Raw genomic sequence first — 14,235 nt, 5'->3', positions numbered from 1 at the left:
AGCCATGCATGAAACAAATGGCAAGTTAGACGCATCGGGTATGGCGTTTCAGGCTTTGGCTTGGGCGTTGATGGAAGAAGCACGGGCGGAGCGGCTTTTGTCGCTGACCGGCCTGACACCCGAAGGGCTGCGTAGCTCCATCACCGAACGCGGCACGCAAGCCGCGATATTATCATTTCTTGAGGCTTATGAGCCCGACCTCATCGCGTGCGCTGCGGTCATCGGGGTGTCGCCTGCATTACTTGTACAGGCACGGCAGGAGTTAGAAGCATGAGTAGGCCATTGCTAATTTCCGATTGCGACGAGGTGCTGTTGCATATGATCGTGCCCTTCCGCGATTGGCTGGACGATGTGCATCACATTCATTTTGACCTCGTCCACGGCGATTGGGGCGAGGCGCTGCGCCACAAGCATGATGGCACCGTTGTCGAGCGCGGTCAGGTGTGGGACCTGCTCAACGGCTTTTTCGATACCGAAATGCACCGCCAGCAAGCGATTGATGGTGCGGTCGATAGCCTCAACCGGCTGCGCGAACATGCCGATGTCGTTATCCTCACCAATTTGCTCGACCACCGCGCCGGGCCACGGACCGAACAGTTGAAGGCCGTGGGCATCGACGCGCCAGTCTATTGCAACCAAGGCGGCAAGGGCGAGGCACTTGGCCGGATTTTGGACGCATATAAACCCAGTATTGCCGTTTTCGTCGACGATCTTGGGCACCAGCATGAGTCCGTTGGCGACCAGCATCCCGACGTCTGGCGGCTGCATTTTGTCGGTGAGCCATTGCTGTGGGACCGGGTGAAGCCATCGAAATCTGCGCACGCGCGGCTGGATCGTTGGGCGGACGCAGAAGTTTGGATTAGGGAGCGGCTGGTTGCGAATGCGCCAGCGCCCAGTTTGGAAAAGGTAGCATGATGATAGAAGCAAAATTGGCCGAGCTCGGCATTACCCTCCCCGCACCAGCAGCGCCGGTCGCATCCTATGTGCCCGCTGTTGAAGCAAACGGGATGCTGTTCATTTCGGGTCAGTTGCCCTTTGTCGATGGCAAGGTTGTCACCGGCAAAGTCGGCGATACGCGCAGTCTTGAAGAGGGTAAGGCGGCTGCCAAGGCGTGCGGAATCATGCTTATCGCGCAGATGAAAGCAGCGCTTGGCGGCGACCTCGACCGCGTGGAACGCATCGTCAAGCTTGGCGTCTTTGTCGCGTCGACCCCTGACTTTACCGACCAACCCGAAGCCGCCAATGGCGCATCGGACCTGATGGAAGCGGTGTTCGGCGATGCAGGCAAGCATGCACGTGCGGCCGTCTCCGTCCCTGTATTGCCACGCGATGCAACGGTCGAAATCGACTGTGTGGTAAAAATTCGAAGCTAAGAAGTGGTGTGGAAAAATAACCGTAGTCCTGAGCCACCAGCGCCTGAGCGCTGGTGAAAGTCGAAGGGCGCTTTTCCGGTTCGGACCGCCCTTCGACGGACGCAGTCGTTGCACGACTGCTGCTCAGGGTAATTGGGATCAGATATCGGAGTTAGCCAAATGCCGCAGCCGCAACCGATGACCACCCTTCGACAGACGCAGTTGCTGCACAACTGCTGCTCAGGGCTACGGTTGGATATCGATGTCTGAAGTCACCGCCGAACTCTTAAGCAAGGTCAGCGATATTCGCGCGGACCAGTGGGATGCGCTGAACCCGCGGGGCAATCCGTTTGTGGCCCACGCGTTTTTGGCGGCGTTGGAGGAATCGGGCAGCGTCGGTCCCGGCACGGGCTGGTCGCCTGCGCCGATCATGATCCGCGATGCGGATGGCGTTCCCGCCGCTGCGCTTCCTGCGTATCTTAAGAGCCACAGCCAGGGCGAATATGTGTTCGACCATCATTGGGCGGATGCGTTTGAACGGGCGGGCGGGCAATATTATCCCAAGTTGCAGATTGCCGCGCCCTTCTCGCCAGTGCCCGGGCCGCGATTGTTGTTGCGCGATCCCGCGCTTGCGCCCGCGATATTGGCCGCCGCCGAAGCGGTTGTGGACCAGAATGGCCTGTCGTCTGCGCACGCAACTTTTGTTGAAGAGGGCGAGCTGGATGCGTTTCGTGCGGCGGGATGGCTGACGCGCATGGGTACGCAATTTCATTGGCAAAACCGCGATTATGCAGACTTTGACGGTTTCTTGTCCGCATTGTCGTCACGCAAGCGCAAGGCCATTCGCAAGGAGCGGGCCGCCGCACAATCCGCCGTGCGCATTGCGCAAATCAACGGCGCAGACATTACGGCTGATGACTGGGATGCCTTTTGGGTATTTTACCAAGATACCGGTGCGCGCAAATGGGGGCAGCCTTATCTGACGCGCGCGTTTTTCGACCTGATCGGCGAAAGCATGAAGGACAGCATCGTGCTGTTCCTCGCGTATGATGGCGACCGGCCGATTGCCGGTGCACTAAATTTTGTTAGCCCGGATTGCCTCTATGGGCGCTATTGGGGCTGCACCCGCGACGTGCCGTTTCTGCATTTTGAACTATGTTATTATCAGGCCATTGATTACGCGATCGCGCACGGCTTGCCGCGCGTTGAAGCGGGCGCGCAAGGTGAGCATAAGCTCGCACGCGGATATGAGGCTGTGCCTACATATTCGGCACATTATATCGCCAATGCAGGCTTTCGTTCCGCCGTTGCCGATTTCCTTGCCCGCGAAAGTCAGGCGATGGAACGCCAGATAGAGTTTCTGGGCGAAATGGCGCCGTTCAAGAAAGGCTAAGTCGTCCGCGAACAGGCAGGATTTCGCTGTTGCAATCACCTCTTTAATCGCGCAATTAAATAGGCGAGAGAGGAATCAGCCATGAGCAAACCAAGTCCCCAAGAATTAGCGGATTTCGAAAAGCAGTGCGATGCGTGGTTCGCCGAAAACACGGTCCGCGACCCGGGCTTTATGTTGCCGCTGACCTTCATGGAAGTTTCCACCGATCAGCAGTTCGATTTCCTGCGTGACTGGCAGCGCAAGGTTTATGAGGCGGGCTATTTCGGCATGTCCTGGCCCACCGAATATGGCGGCTATGGCATGCACCCCGAATATCAACGGATCGCCACACGCGTCATGAAAAGCCATGACGCGCCGATCATGCTCAACGCCATTGCGAACGGTTGGACGGGTCCATTGCTGCTCGACATCGGCCGCGAAGAGGACAAGCGTCGTTTCATTAAGCCGATGCTCTCGGCAGAAGAAATCTGGTGCCAGGGCTTTTCGGAGCCAGAGCATGGTTCTGACCTTGGCAGTGCGCAGACCAAGGCAGTGCGCGATGGCGATGAATATGTCATCAACGGTTCGAAGATCTGGACATCATTGGGCGACCGCGCCGATTATATGATCCTGCTCGCGCGCACATCGAATGATGGGCCAAGCAAATATGCAGGGCTATCGTTCTTCCTCGCGCCCATGAAGATTCCCGGCGTTGAAACGCGGCGCTTGAAGAAATTGACGGGCGAATATGGCTTTACCCAATGCTTCTTCACCGACGCCCGCATTCCAGCGTCAGGCCTCGTCGGCGAAGAAGGGCAGGGCTGGATGGTCGCGATGAAGACGCTTGAGTATGAACGCGGCGCGAAGGTCAATCCGGTCGGCGGTTATTTCGTCAAGGAAATGGACGTCATGGGCGTCATCGATATGGCGCGTTCGGCCAAACGCGGTGGCAAGCCTGTGCTCGACGATCCCGTCATGCGCGACAGGCTGGTCGATTATATGATCGAAATTCAGGCGCTGAACCTCAACAACCAACGCCGCCGTATGGCGCCGCTGACAAGCGATCGTCCGATGGGCCTTGCGCTCATGAACAAGCTGGCGCGTACCGAGTTGGTGCGCGAGCTCACCGAATTCTCGCTCCAGTTTCAAGGAACGCGGGCGGGCTATTATGTGGGTGACGAGAATGCGGTCGATGACGGCTATTGGCACCGGTCTTACCTGAACAGTTTTTCCGCCACCATCGGCGGGGGCACCAGCCAGATCCAAAAGAATATCATCGGCGAACATGTGCTTGGTTTGCCCAAGGGGCGGTGAGCGATATTAAATAGCGTAGCCCTGAGCCTGTCGAAGGGCGCTTCAATGGCGGACACAGTTTTTGTTTAGGAGAGTGCAATGTCTGAAGTCCTAACCCAAGCGCAGGACGGCGTCCTGATCATTACCATCAACCGGCCTGAGGCCAAGAACGCGGTCAACCAGGCCGTCGCGCAAGGCGTCGCTGCCGCCATGGAGCAGCTCGACAATGATAAGAGCCTGAACGCCGGCATCATCACGGGCGCTGGCGGTACATTTTGCTCTGGCATGGACCTGAAGGCCTTTCTGCGCGGCGAGATGCCGAGCATCAAGGGCAAGGGTTTTGCGGGGTTCATTGAATCCCCACCTGCAAAGCCATTGATTGGCGCGGTTGAGGGCTATGCACTGGCCGGCGGTATGGAAATCGCGATCGCGTGCGACCTGTTGGTGGCGAATGACAAGGCACAGTTCGGCATACCCGAGGTCAAGCGCAGCCTGGTTGCAGCAGCAGGTGGCTTGCTCACTTTGCCGTCGATTATCGGCAAGCGCATGGCGATGGAGCTTGCGCTGACAGGTGATTTTATCTCGGCGCAACGGGCCTATGAGATGGGTTTTGTCAATCGCATCACCGACGGCGCCGCCATTGATGCCGCGCTTGAGCTTGCGGCCAAGGTCGCAGCGAACGGCCCGCTCGCGCTGATTGCGACCAAGCGCGTGATCAATGAGCGTCCGGATTGGAACTCGACGGAGATGTGGAAGAAGCAGAATGAAATCTGCGGTCCCGTCTTTACGTCGAAAGATTCGCGTGAGGGCGCGCTCGCCTTTGCCGAAAAACGCAAACCTAACTGGCAAGGGGAATAATATGGGCCACCCCGCCGTTCACGCACGGGCTTTCCCTGATAAACCTGCCGTCATCATGGCGGGATCGGGTGAGACGATAACGTATAAGCAGCTTGACGAACGTTCCAACCAGTGCGCGCATTTGTTCCGCAGCCTGGGGCTGCAACATGGCGACACGGTTGCGTTCTGCTTGGAAAACCGCGCGGAGTTTTTCGACCTTGTCTGGGGTGCGCAGCGCGCCGGGCTGATTTATGTCGCGATCAGTTGCCGTCTGACGGCATCGGAAATCGACTATATCTTGAACGATAGTGGTTCAAAGGCGCTGTTTGCTTCCCCCTATTTGGGTGCGACGCTTGATCAACTGCAAAGCCCTGTAAGGCGGTTCATTCTCGGCGGGGAACATGCCGGCTGGGAAAATTACGCCGCCGCAGTTGCGAAACTGCCGACTTCGCCCATCGCCGATGAACGTGCTGGCACCGACATGTTGTACAGTTCAGGGACGACCGGTCAGCCCAAGGGCGTGCGTTTCCCCTTGCCCGATGATCCCGACATTGCGGGACCAAATGCATTGTCAGGCCTTGCCGCGATGGCGTTTAAATTTTCGGGCGACAGCATCTATTTGTCACCAGCGCCGCTATATCATGCGGCACCGCTGCGTTGGTGTGCGGCGGTCCACCGGCTGGGTGGCACCGTGGTTGTTATGGAGAAATTCGACCCCGAAGCGGCGCTCGCGGCCATTCAGAAATATAAAATCAGCGCCAGCCAATGGGTACCAACGCATTTTGCGCGCATGTTGAAGCTGCCCGAAGAGGTGCGCAACGCCTATGATGTGTCGAGCCTTGATTCGGCGGTTCACGCTGCCGCGCCGTGCCCAGTTCCTATCAAAGAAGCGATGATAAATTGGTGGGGTCCCGTCATCCGCGAATATTATGCGGGGACGGAAGGCCAAGGCATTACCTTTATCTCCAGCGAAGAATGGATGACGCACAAGGGTTCGGTTGGACGGCCATTGAACGCCATCATGCATATATGCGACGAAGATGGGGATGATGTTCCCGTGGGTGAGGAGGGCACCGTATTCTTCGAAAGCGCTGCATCCTTCAGCTATCATAATGACCCCGAAAAAACCAAAGGCGCGACCAACAAACATGGTTGGACAACGCTTGGCGACGTCGGTCGGCTGGATGAAGAGGGCTATCTGTATCTGACAGACCGCAAAAGCTTCATGATCATTTCGGGCGGGGTGAATATCTATCCGCAGGAGATTGAAAACCATCTGGTGACCCACCCGCGGGTTCGCGACGTTGCGGTTATCGGTGGTCCGCATGACGAAATGGGTGAAGAGGTTATCGCTGTGGTGCAACCGCTCGATATGGCGGACGCCGGTGATGCCTTGCGTGACGAACTGACCGCTTATGCGCGCGAAAAGCTGTCGGGTGTCAAAATCCCGCGCCGTATCGATTTCCGCGAGGAGCTTCCCCGCCATGATACCGGAAAATTATACAAGCGCCTGCTGCGGGATGAATATTGGGCAAAGCAAAAAGCATGACCGCCATTCCCAAGATTGCACCGGAGCTTGCGGCGCATATCGTCGACCCGGTTGTATACGGGAATTGGCGTGCGTTGCTGGATACGTTCGCCACACTTCGCCGGGATTCCCCCGTCGCTGTTGCTGAAATACCGGGCTATCGACCGTTTTGGGTCATCACCCGCCATGCAGACATTTTGAAGATCAGCAAGGACAATGCGACCTTTCTGAATAACCCTGCGACAGTCGTCGTTGCGCCTTTGATGGCCGAAATGTTTGTTGCGCATTTGATGAACGGCAGCCCGCATCTGGTGAAGTCGCTGGTACAAATGGATGCGCCCGAGCATCCCAAATACCGGCGGCTGACGCAGGATTGGTTCATGCCGGCAAATCTCAAGACGATAGAAAGCAATATTCGCGCGATCGCGAAATCGGCCGTCGACAAGATGCTGTCTATGGACGGAACATGTGATTTTGCGCGCGACGTGGCGGCGATGTATCCCTTGCATGTCGTGATGGAATTGCTTGGCGTTCCAGAAAGCGACGAGCCGTTGATGCTGAAGCTGACGCAGGAACTGTTCGGCGGGCAGGATCCGGATTTGAACCGGATGCGCGCGGCCAATATCTCGCCGCAAGAAGCGACCGAGCTCATGGCGCAGACGGTCGCTGATTTTAACGCCTATTTCGAAGCATTGGCACAGGACCGCCGCGCTAATCCGCGCAACGATCTGGCAACGATTATCGCCACCGGAACCATCGATGGCATGCCTATCCCTGACTATGAAAGCGCGGGCTATTACACCATCGTTGCGACTGCAGGGCATGACACCACCTCGGCGTCGACGGCTGGCGCGATGTGGGCCTTGGCACAGGACCCGGCGCAGTTTGCGAAAGTGAAGGCAGATCGTTCCTTACTGCCCGGTCTGATTGAAGAGGCAATACGTTGGACCACACCGGTTCAGCACTTCATGCGCACGGTCGGCGCTGACACAGAAGTCGGCGGCGTACCGATGAAAGCGGGCGATTGGCTGATGCTGTGCTACGTCTCGGGTAATTATGACGAGTCCGTGTTCCCTGACCCGGAACGGTTTGATGCGGGGCGCAGTCCCAACCGGCACATTTCCTTTGGATCCGGCGCGCATCAATGTCTGGGCTTGCATCTGGCGCGGCTAGAGATGAAGATATTATTCGAAGAACTGCTTGACCGTGTAGATTCGGTTGAACTGGCTGGCGAACCCAAACGATCGCAATCGACGTTTGTGGGCGGCCCCAAAACTTTACCGCTGCGATTTGTGGCAGCTTGAACGAAAGAGGATACTCTAATGACCACGCAATATAAAAATCTGATCAACGGCGAGCTGGTGGATAACGGCAAATGGATTGATGTCGTAAACCCCGCGACCGAGCAGGTCATTGGCCAAGTGCCCGATTGCGGTCAGGCAGATTTGGACAAGGCTGTTGCCGCCGCACGCGCCGCATTCCAGACTTGGAAAAAAACCAGCGTTGAAGAACGCCGCGCTTTGTTCGCCAAAATGGCTGATGTCATCAAAGCCAACAGCGATGAGCTGATGCGTTTGCTGACGTCTGAACAGGGCAAGCCGCATATGCAGGCGGGCAGCGAGATTGCTGGCTGCGTTGGCATGACGCGCGCATTGCCGATGTTGAATCTTGAAGAGAAAATTACAGAAGATAGCGACAAGCGCCTCAGCCGTACGCGCCGCGTTCCTGTTGGCGTGGTTGGCGGCATCGTGCCATGGAATTTCCCGGTATTGATGGCGATCCAGAAAATTGTCCCGGCGCTTTTGTCGGGCTGCACCATGGTGCTGAAGCCTTCACCATTCACACCGCTGGCGACATTGCGCCTTGCTGAACTGGTTGCGGGCGTATTCCCACCCGGCGTTTTGAACATCATCACCGGTGGCGACGCGTTGGGCCCATTGCTGACCTCGCATCCTGATATCGACAAGATTACCTTCACGGGTTCGACTGCCACGGGCAAGCGCGTGATGGAATCGGCGTCGAAGGACCTTAAGCGCATCACGCTTGAACTGGGCGGCAATGACGCGGCGATTGTTTTGCCGGATGCGGATGTTGGCAAGGTGGCTGAAAAGCTGTTTTGGGCAAGCTTCTACAATGCGGGCCAAGTTTGCATTGCGGCCAAGCGTATCTACATTCACGAAGATATTTACGACGAATTGTCGGGCGCGATTGCGGCTTATGCCAAAGCGGTCAAGGTTGGCGATGGCGCCGAACAGGGCGCGGCCATTGGCCCCATCCAGAACAAGCCGCAGTATAAGCGCGTGCTTGAATTGATTCAGGACGCCAAGGACAAAGGCTATAAATTCCTTGCAGGTGGCGACCACGACCCATCAATCCCCGGCTATTTCGTGCCTGTAACCGTTCTCGACAACCCGCCCGAAGATGCGCGGATTGTGGCCGAAGAACAGTTCGGCCCTGTGATGCCATTGATGAAGTTTTCGACCATCAACGAAGTTATCAGCCGCGCCAATGCATCTGATTACGGTCTTGCCGGTTCGATCTGGACCAGCAATCCAGAGGCAGCGGTCGAAGTGGCCGAGCAGCTGGAAACCGGAACTGTGTGGATCAACGAATCCATGCACCTTGCCCCCAACGCACCATTTGCCGGACATAAGCAGTCCGGCTTTGGCGCGGAGTTGGGTGAAGAAGGTTTGCTTGAGTTCACCTATCCGCAAGTGATCACGATCGCCCGCGAAGCGGCTTAAAGTATATATTCCAGGCGTCGTCATGCTGAACTTGTTTCAGCATCTTACTTTGGAACGCACGAAGTAAGACCCTGAAACAAGTTCAGGGTGACGACCTGCTTTGGTTCGTATTCCGGGCCGGCGTTCATCCCGTTAATCTCTGACTTGACTCTCCCCTTCCAAAGTTTAATCGTCTGATTAAATTTGAACAACAGGAGAGAGAAAATGGCAGACGCGTATATTGTGGATGCGGTTCGTACCGCTGGTGGCCGCCGCGGTGGTAAGCTGGCTGGCGTTCACCCCGTCGATTTGGGCGCTGCCGTGCTCGATTCCATTGCCGACCGTAACGATTTTGATCCTGCGGCGATTGAAGACGTCATCATGGGCTGCGTCATGCAAGGCGGCGAACAAGCGGGCGATGTCGGCCGCAATATCGTTCTGGCGTCACGCCTGCCGAATTCCATCCCATCGGTCAGCATCGACCGCCAGTGCGGATCGTCGCAGCAATCGATGATGTTCGCGGCGCAAGGCGTCATGTCGGGCACACAGGACATTGTATTGGCAGCCGGTATCGAAAGCATGACGCGCGTCCCCATGGGTTCGACGTCGATGCTGTTCAAGAAAGAAGGCATGGGCACCTATAAGAGCCCACGGCTGGAAGAAGCCTATCCCGGCATCATGTTCAGCCAGTTCATGGGCGCTGAAATGCTCGTAAAGAAACATGGCTTTACCCGCGAAGACCTTGACCAGTTCGCGCTGGAATCGCACCAGAAAGCTGTCGCCGCCACGCAAGGTGGCGCCTTTGCCAATGAAATCGTCGGTATCGAAGTTGATACGCCAGAAGGCAAGATCATCCACAATAGCGATGAAGGCATCCGCTATGATGCAACCTTTGAAAGCCTGTCCGGCGTCAAGTTGCTTCAAGAAGGCGGCTCTATCACGGCTGCGAATGCCAGCCAGATTTGTGATGGTGCCTCGGCGGTTCTGATCGTGTCTGAAAAGGCGCTGAAAGAGCATGGTCTGACCCCGCGCGCGCGCATCGTCAATTTGACCGTGACCGCTGGCGACCCCGTCATCATGTTGGAAGAGCCTTTGTTCGCAACCGACCGTGCGTTCCAACGTTCGGGCATGAAAATGTCCGACATTGACCTATATGAAGTGAACGAAGCGTTCGCGCCTGTGCCACTCGCTTGGTTGAAGCATACCGGCGGTGATCGTTCGAAAATCAACGTTCATGGTGGCGCGATCGCATTGGGCCATCCACTTGGCGCATCGGGCACGAAGCTGATGGCGACCTTGCTGAATGCGCTTGAAGCACGTGGCGGCAAATATGGTTTGCAGACGATGTGTGAAGGCGGTGGTCAGGCCAACGTTACGATCATCGAGCGGGTATAACGATTAGTCATCCATCACCGTCACCCTGAACTCGTTTCAGGGTCTTAATTTCCACCGTCAAAAAGTAAGATGCTGAAACAAGTTCAGCATGACGGATAAAACGATCAGGAGTATTTATGAAACTGGATTCAACAGTCGCAGCAGTCGTCACCGGCGGCGCATCTGGCCTTGGTGAGGCAACCGCCCGCGCGCTGGCCGCAAAGGGTGTGAAGGTCGCCATTTTTGATTTGCAGGCCGACAAGGGCGAGGCACTTGCAGCCGAAATCGGCGGTGTATTTTGCAACGTCAATGTGACCAGCGATGAAAGCGTCGATGCCGGTTTCGCCAAGGCGCGTGCTGCGCATGGTCAGGAACGCATTTTGGTCAACTGTGCTGGAACGGGTAACGCGGCAAAGACCGCAAGCCGTTCGAAGGAAGACGGATCGATCAAGCATTTCCCGCTCGATGCCTTTGACCGCATCATCCAGATCAACTTGGTCGGCACATTCCGCTGCATCGCCAAGTCGGCAGCTGGCATGTTGACGCTGGAGCCCATGGAAGATGGCGAACGCGGCGCGATGGTCAACACCGCTTCAGTGGCTGCTGAAGACGGCCAGATGGGTCAGGCAGCTTATTCCGCATCAAAGGGCGGCGTTGTCGGCATGACCTTGCCAATCGCACGCGACCTGATGAGCGAAGGCATTCGCGTCAACACGATTCTACCGGGCATCTTTAACACGCCATTGATGAACGGCGCGCCTCAGGCGGTAAAGGATGCGCTTGCTGCGTCGGTTCCTTTCCCGAAACGCCTCGGCCATCCACACGAGTTTGCGCAGGTCGCCATGACCATGATCGAATGCGGATATTTCAACGGCGAAGACGTCCGCATCGACGGCGCCATCCGTATGGCACCGCGTTGATCGCATGACCGCGTTCACCCAAATCCTTTATGATGTCGCAGATGGCATCGCGACCATCACGATGCATCGTCCCGAAAAGATGAATGCGTTTACAAATGTGATGATGCGCGAAATGTGCACGGCATTTGATTTGGTGGACGCGGATGATGCTGTGCGCGCTGTCATCGTAACGGGTTCGGGTGACCGTGCATTTTGTGCAGGGGCCGATCTGACACCCGAGGGTGGCGGCGACGTGTTTGCGAGCCGGTCCGAAGTCGAAACGCTTTCCGATGAACGTGTGCGCGATTCCGGTGGCCGGTTAACGCTGCGGATTTTCCAATGCAAAAAGCCTGTCATTGGTGCGATCAACGGCGCTGCGGTAGGCATTGGCGCGACCATGCAACTGCCGATGGACTTCCGCTTGGCCAGTGACACGGCGCGCTTCGGCTTTGTTTTTGCGCGGCGCGGGATTGTGCCAGAGGCTGCCTCAAGCTGGTTCTTGCCGCGACTGGTGGGCATGCAACAGGCGCTGGAATGGTGCATGACGGGCCGGGTGTTCAATGCCGATGAAGCGCTGCACGGTGGGCTGGTGCGTTCCATTCATGCGCCCGCAGACTTGATGGACGCCGCGCGGGCATTGGCACGCGAAATCGCCGACAACACCGCGCCCGTGTCGATTGCACTCACACGGGCCATGTTGTGGCGGCTGTCTGCCGCCGAACATCCCATGGCTGCGCACCAGATTGACAGCCGAGCGATTTACCGCCGGTCACGCTCCGGCGACGCAAAGGAAGGCATATCCAGCTTCCTTGAAAAGCGCCCGCCCGTTTATCCCGATAAAGTTTCCGCAGATATGCCTGACTTCTTCCCATGGTGGGATGAACCTGCTTATAAGTAACCCTGCGTAAACGGGGGGAGTAGACGCCAATGGCCACGACAGGACCAAGGCTGGTGAGTGAAGCGGGCGACAATGCAAAAGCGCGCGACCAGCTTATCGAAGCGGCGAGCCAGATCATGCGTGAGGGCGATACCATCGACCTTTCATTATCGGAACTGTCGCTTCGCGCAGGCCTGAACAGTGCATTGGTCAAATATTATTTCGGCAACAAAAACGGCTTGATGCTGGCGCTGCTTGATCGCGACATGGGCAATATTGTGTTCAGTCTTGGCGCGTTGCTCGCAAAGGACATGCCACCGGAAGATAAATTGCGCATCCACATCGGTGCCGTCATCGACACTTATTATGCCTTTCCCTATCTCAATCGTCTGTTGATGCGCATGGTGCGCGACAGCGCGCCGGTTGAAGCGGCCCGTATCGCGGACCTTTATCTAAAGCCTATTTCAAAGGTGTATGACGCGCTGATCGCCGAAGGCGTAAAGGCGGGCAAATTCCGCAAGCTTGATCCGCAGTTTTTCTACTTCACCGTGACGGGCGCGGCTGACCGATTCTATTCGTCACGGCTGGTGTTGCGCCATTGTTATAATCAGGACGATTTTAACGAAAATATGCGCGATGCCTATCGCGAGCATAGCATCGATCTGATCATGCGCGGGCTGCTGGTCTAGGGCTGGGCTGAACCGCGCGCCTTACAACCCCAACGCGGCCCTAATTTCATCACCATCGGCATCCAGCATCGGCGGATGCGCATAGTTGGACGCTGGCGTTCCGGCATAATGCACCGGGTGCTTCATCGATCGATATGTGCCGATGTCGGGCGACTCCAGCTCTTCGAAAAAGCCGACGTCGGCCAGATGCGGATCGGTGAGGACATCTGCCATCCGGTTATATTTCATCGCTGGGATGTCATGTTCGGCCAACAGGTCAAGCCATTCGGCCGTGGTGCGTAGCGCGCTGACTTCTTCGATCAGCGCGTATAATTCGCCCGTGTGCTTTGTGCGCTCCTGATAGGTCGCGAAACGCGGGTCATCGAACACATTAGGCCTGCCGCCCAGTTCAAAAAACTTCGCCCATTGCCGGTCATTATAGGGGACGATCGCGATGAAGCTGTCCTTGGTTGGATATGGCCGCCGACGGGGGTTCACCGAACGCGTATAGCCCATGCGGCCATTGCCGGGGATGAAGGTTTCGCCCCACAGATTTTCGACCATGTTGAACCAGGTGAAGCATTCGAACATGGGCACTTGAACAAATTGTCCGCCTTGCCCGCCTGCACGCGCAAGCAAGGCCGCCATGGTTGCATTGGCCGCGAACAGACCGCTGACTTTATCCGCGACAAGGCTGGGCGAATAGGTTGGGCGGCCACCATCGCGCTGCTCGCTTAATGCGGCAAAACCGGACGCAGCCTGAATCAGGTCGTCATAAGCCTGACGCTCGCCATAGGCGCCACCCGCTCCAAATCCGGCGCAGTGGACATAGACGATATTGGGGTTGATCGCCTTAACCGCCTCATACCCAAAACCCAGCCGTTCGACGCCGGCCATGCGGACATTATGGATGAAGACATCTGCCTCTTCCAGCAACGCTTCGAGAACGGCTTTATCTTCCGGTTTTTTGATGTTGAGGTTGATGGCTTTTTTGTTGCGGTTGAGCGCCGTGAAAATGGGGCCATGCTGCTTGCTGGGCGAATCACCGCCATGGCGCATCAGGTCGCCGGGTGTGTTGCCCTCGCTATTTTCGATTTTAATGACCTCCGCGCCAAGGTCGGCCAATTGCACGGTGGCATAAGGCCCAAGGACAACCGTGGCCATGTCGACAACCTTAATCCCCTTCAGCGGACCCGTTGGTTCTTTGTCCCACGTCAATTTCGGCCATTTCGCCATGTGCGCTCTCCTTATCTCTTGCATCGACTGCTAGCATATTTAAGCGTGCAGTTAAGAGATAATCGGGAGTGAATGA

At 56.7% G+C, this 14,235-nt stretch carries 14 protein-coding genes; 13 read left to right on the top strand and 1 reads right to left on the bottom strand.

The features are described from left to right. From ACIQ5B_RS07050 to ACIQ5B_RS06990, 13 genes are all read left to right on the top strand, one after another. On the top strand, positions 1 to 274 hold a 274-nt coding region (locus ACIQ5B_RS07050; RefSeq protein ID WP_397598395.1), incomplete at its 5' end, for a DUF3572 family protein. Then, the gene (locus tag ACIQ5B_RS07045) at positions 271 to 915 is read left to right on the top strand and encodes an HAD family hydrolase (RefSeq protein ID WP_397598394.1); all 645 of its coding nucleotides are present in this window, start codon (positions 271 to 273) and stop codon (positions 913 to 915) included. The genes ACIQ5B_RS07050 and ACIQ5B_RS07045, both read left to right, overlap by 4 nt. Further along, positions 912 to 1,373 (top strand): RidA family protein, encoded by a 462-nt coding sequence (locus tag ACIQ5B_RS07040; protein ID WP_333570165.1) that lies wholly within the window; start codon positions 912 to 914, stop codon positions 1,371 to 1,373. Before ACIQ5B_RS07045 ends, ACIQ5B_RS07040 begins: the two co-directional genes overlap by 4 nt. Positions 1,374 to 1,614: 241 nt before the next feature. Next, the gene (locus ACIQ5B_RS07035) at positions 1,615 to 2,745 is read left to right on the top strand and encodes a GNAT family N-acetyltransferase (RefSeq protein WP_397598393.1); all 1,131 of its coding nucleotides are present in this window, start codon (positions 1,615 to 1,617) and stop codon (positions 2,743 to 2,745) included. Between the two features lie 81 nt (positions 2,746 to 2,826). After that, positions 2,827 to 4,038 carry an acyl-CoA dehydrogenase family protein gene (locus ACIQ5B_RS07030; RefSeq protein ID WP_183939010.1) on the top strand — a complete coding sequence of 404 codons (1,212 nt, stop codon included), beginning with the start codon at positions 2,827 to 2,829 and terminating at the stop codon, positions 4,036 to 4,038. A gap of 78 nt (positions 4,039 to 4,116) precedes the next feature. Beyond that, positions 4,117 to 4,875 carry a crotonase/enoyl-CoA hydratase family protein gene (locus ACIQ5B_RS07025; RefSeq protein ID WP_397598392.1) on the top strand — a complete coding sequence of 253 codons (759 nt, stop codon included), beginning with the start codon at positions 4,117 to 4,119 and terminating at the stop codon, positions 4,873 to 4,875. Position 4,876: 1 nt separating this feature from the next. Further along, positions 4,877 to 6,403: an acyl-CoA synthetase gene (locus ACIQ5B_RS07020; protein ID WP_397598391.1), complete on the top strand. Its 1,527-nt coding sequence runs from the start codon at positions 4,877 to 4,879 to the stop codon at positions 6,401 to 6,403. Then, complete coding sequence (locus tag ACIQ5B_RS07015) at positions 6,400 to 7,686, top strand: cytochrome P450 (RefSeq protein WP_395628200.1); 1,287 nt, start codon at positions 6,400 to 6,402, stop codon at positions 7,684 to 7,686. The genes ACIQ5B_RS07020 and ACIQ5B_RS07015 overlap by 4 nt, the downstream gene beginning before the upstream one ends. A gap of 18 nt (positions 7,687 to 7,704) precedes the next feature. Next, positions 7,705 to 9,126 carry an aldehyde dehydrogenase family protein gene (locus tag ACIQ5B_RS07010; protein ID WP_397598390.1) on the top strand — a complete coding sequence of 474 codons (1,422 nt, stop codon included), beginning with the start codon at positions 7,705 to 7,707 and terminating at the stop codon, positions 9,124 to 9,126. Positions 9,127 to 9,330: 204 nt separating this feature from the next. Beyond that, positions 9,331 to 10,500, top strand: coding sequence for an acetyl-CoA C-acetyltransferase (locus ACIQ5B_RS07005; RefSeq protein WP_397598389.1), 1,170 nt, complete (start codon positions 9,331 to 9,333; stop codon positions 10,498 to 10,500). Between the two features lie 116 nt (positions 10,501 to 10,616). After that, on the top strand, positions 10,617 to 11,399 hold the full coding sequence (locus tag ACIQ5B_RS07000; protein ID WP_183939022.1) for an SDR family NAD(P)-dependent oxidoreductase: 783 nt from the start codon (positions 10,617 to 10,619) through the stop codon (positions 11,397 to 11,399). Between the two features lie 4 nt (positions 11,400 to 11,403). Continuing rightward, positions 11,404 to 12,276, top strand: a complete 873-nt coding sequence (locus tag ACIQ5B_RS06995; protein WP_397598388.1) for a crotonase/enoyl-CoA hydratase family protein — start codon at positions 11,404 to 11,406, stop codon at positions 12,274 to 12,276. 29 nt (positions 12,277 to 12,305) lie between these two features. After that, complete coding sequence (locus ACIQ5B_RS06990; protein ID WP_397574693.1) at positions 12,306 to 12,944, top strand: TetR family transcriptional regulator; 639 nt, start codon at positions 12,306 to 12,308, stop codon at positions 12,942 to 12,944. Positions 12,945 to 12,965: 21 nt separating this feature from the next. Here ACIQ5B_RS06990 and ACIQ5B_RS06985 read toward each other — a convergent pair whose 3' ends face one another. Then, positions 12,966 to 14,159 carry a CaiB/BaiF CoA transferase family protein gene (locus tag ACIQ5B_RS06985; RefSeq protein WP_397598387.1) on the bottom strand — a complete coding sequence of 398 codons (1,194 nt, stop codon included), beginning with the start codon at positions 14,157 to 14,159 and terminating at the stop codon, positions 12,966 to 12,968. Between the last annotated feature and the right edge of the window lie 76 nt (positions 14,160 to 14,235).

Origin of the sequence: Sphingorhabdus sp. (genome assembly GCF_044374345.1) — a bacterium.
In the GTDB taxonomy this organism is placed as follows: Bacteria; Pseudomonadota; Alphaproteobacteria; order Sphingomonadales; family Sphingomonadaceae; genus Sphingorhabdus_B.
Note: the sequence above shows the minus strand (reverse complement) of the source record. Positions and strands in the feature narration are given on the sequence as shown.

Excerpts from the sequence above, each read along its gene's own strand:
- ACIQ5B_RS07020 (WP_397598391.1), top strand. The coding sequence starts at position 4,877 with ATGGGCCACCCCGCCGTTCACGCACGGGCTTTCCCTGATAAACCTGCC.
- ACIQ5B_RS07040 (WP_333570165.1), top strand. The coding sequence starts at position 912 with ATGATGATAGAAGCAAAATTGGCCGAGCTCGGCATTACCCTCCCCGCA.
- ACIQ5B_RS06990 (WP_397574693.1), top strand. The coding sequence starts at position 12,306 with ATGGCCACGACAGGACCAAGGCTGGTGAGTGAAGCGGGCGACAATGCA.
- ACIQ5B_RS06985 (WP_397598387.1), bottom strand. The coding sequence starts at position 14,159 with ATGGCGAAATGGCCGAAATTGACGTGGGACAAAGAACCAACGGGTCCG.
- ACIQ5B_RS07025 (WP_397598392.1), top strand. The coding sequence starts at position 4,117 with ATGTCTGAAGTCCTAACCCAAGCGCAGGACGGCGTCCTGATCATTACC.
- ACIQ5B_RS07000 (WP_183939022.1), top strand. The coding sequence starts at position 10,617 with ATGAAACTGGATTCAACAGTCGCAGCAGTCGTCACCGGCGGCGCATCT.
- ACIQ5B_RS07010 (WP_397598390.1), top strand. The coding sequence starts at position 7,705 with ATGACCACGCAATATAAAAATCTGATCAACGGCGAGCTGGTGGATAAC.
- ACIQ5B_RS06995 (WP_397598388.1), top strand. The coding sequence starts at position 11,404 with ATGACCGCGTTCACCCAAATCCTTTATGATGTCGCAGATGGCATCGCG.
- ACIQ5B_RS07005 (WP_397598389.1), top strand. The coding sequence starts at position 9,331 with ATGGCAGACGCGTATATTGTGGATGCGGTTCGTACCGCTGGTGGCCGC.
- ACIQ5B_RS07045 (WP_397598394.1), top strand. The coding sequence starts at position 271 with ATGAGTAGGCCATTGCTAATTTCCGATTGCGACGAGGTGCTGTTGCAT.
- ACIQ5B_RS07030 (WP_183939010.1), top strand. The coding sequence starts at position 2,827 with ATGAGCAAACCAAGTCCCCAAGAATTAGCGGATTTCGAAAAGCAGTGC.
- ACIQ5B_RS07015 (WP_395628200.1), top strand. The coding sequence starts at position 6,400 with ATGACCGCCATTCCCAAGATTGCACCGGAGCTTGCGGCGCATATCGTC.
- ACIQ5B_RS07035 (WP_397598393.1), top strand. The coding sequence starts at position 1,615 with ATGTCTGAAGTCACCGCCGAACTCTTAAGCAAGGTCAGCGATATTCGC.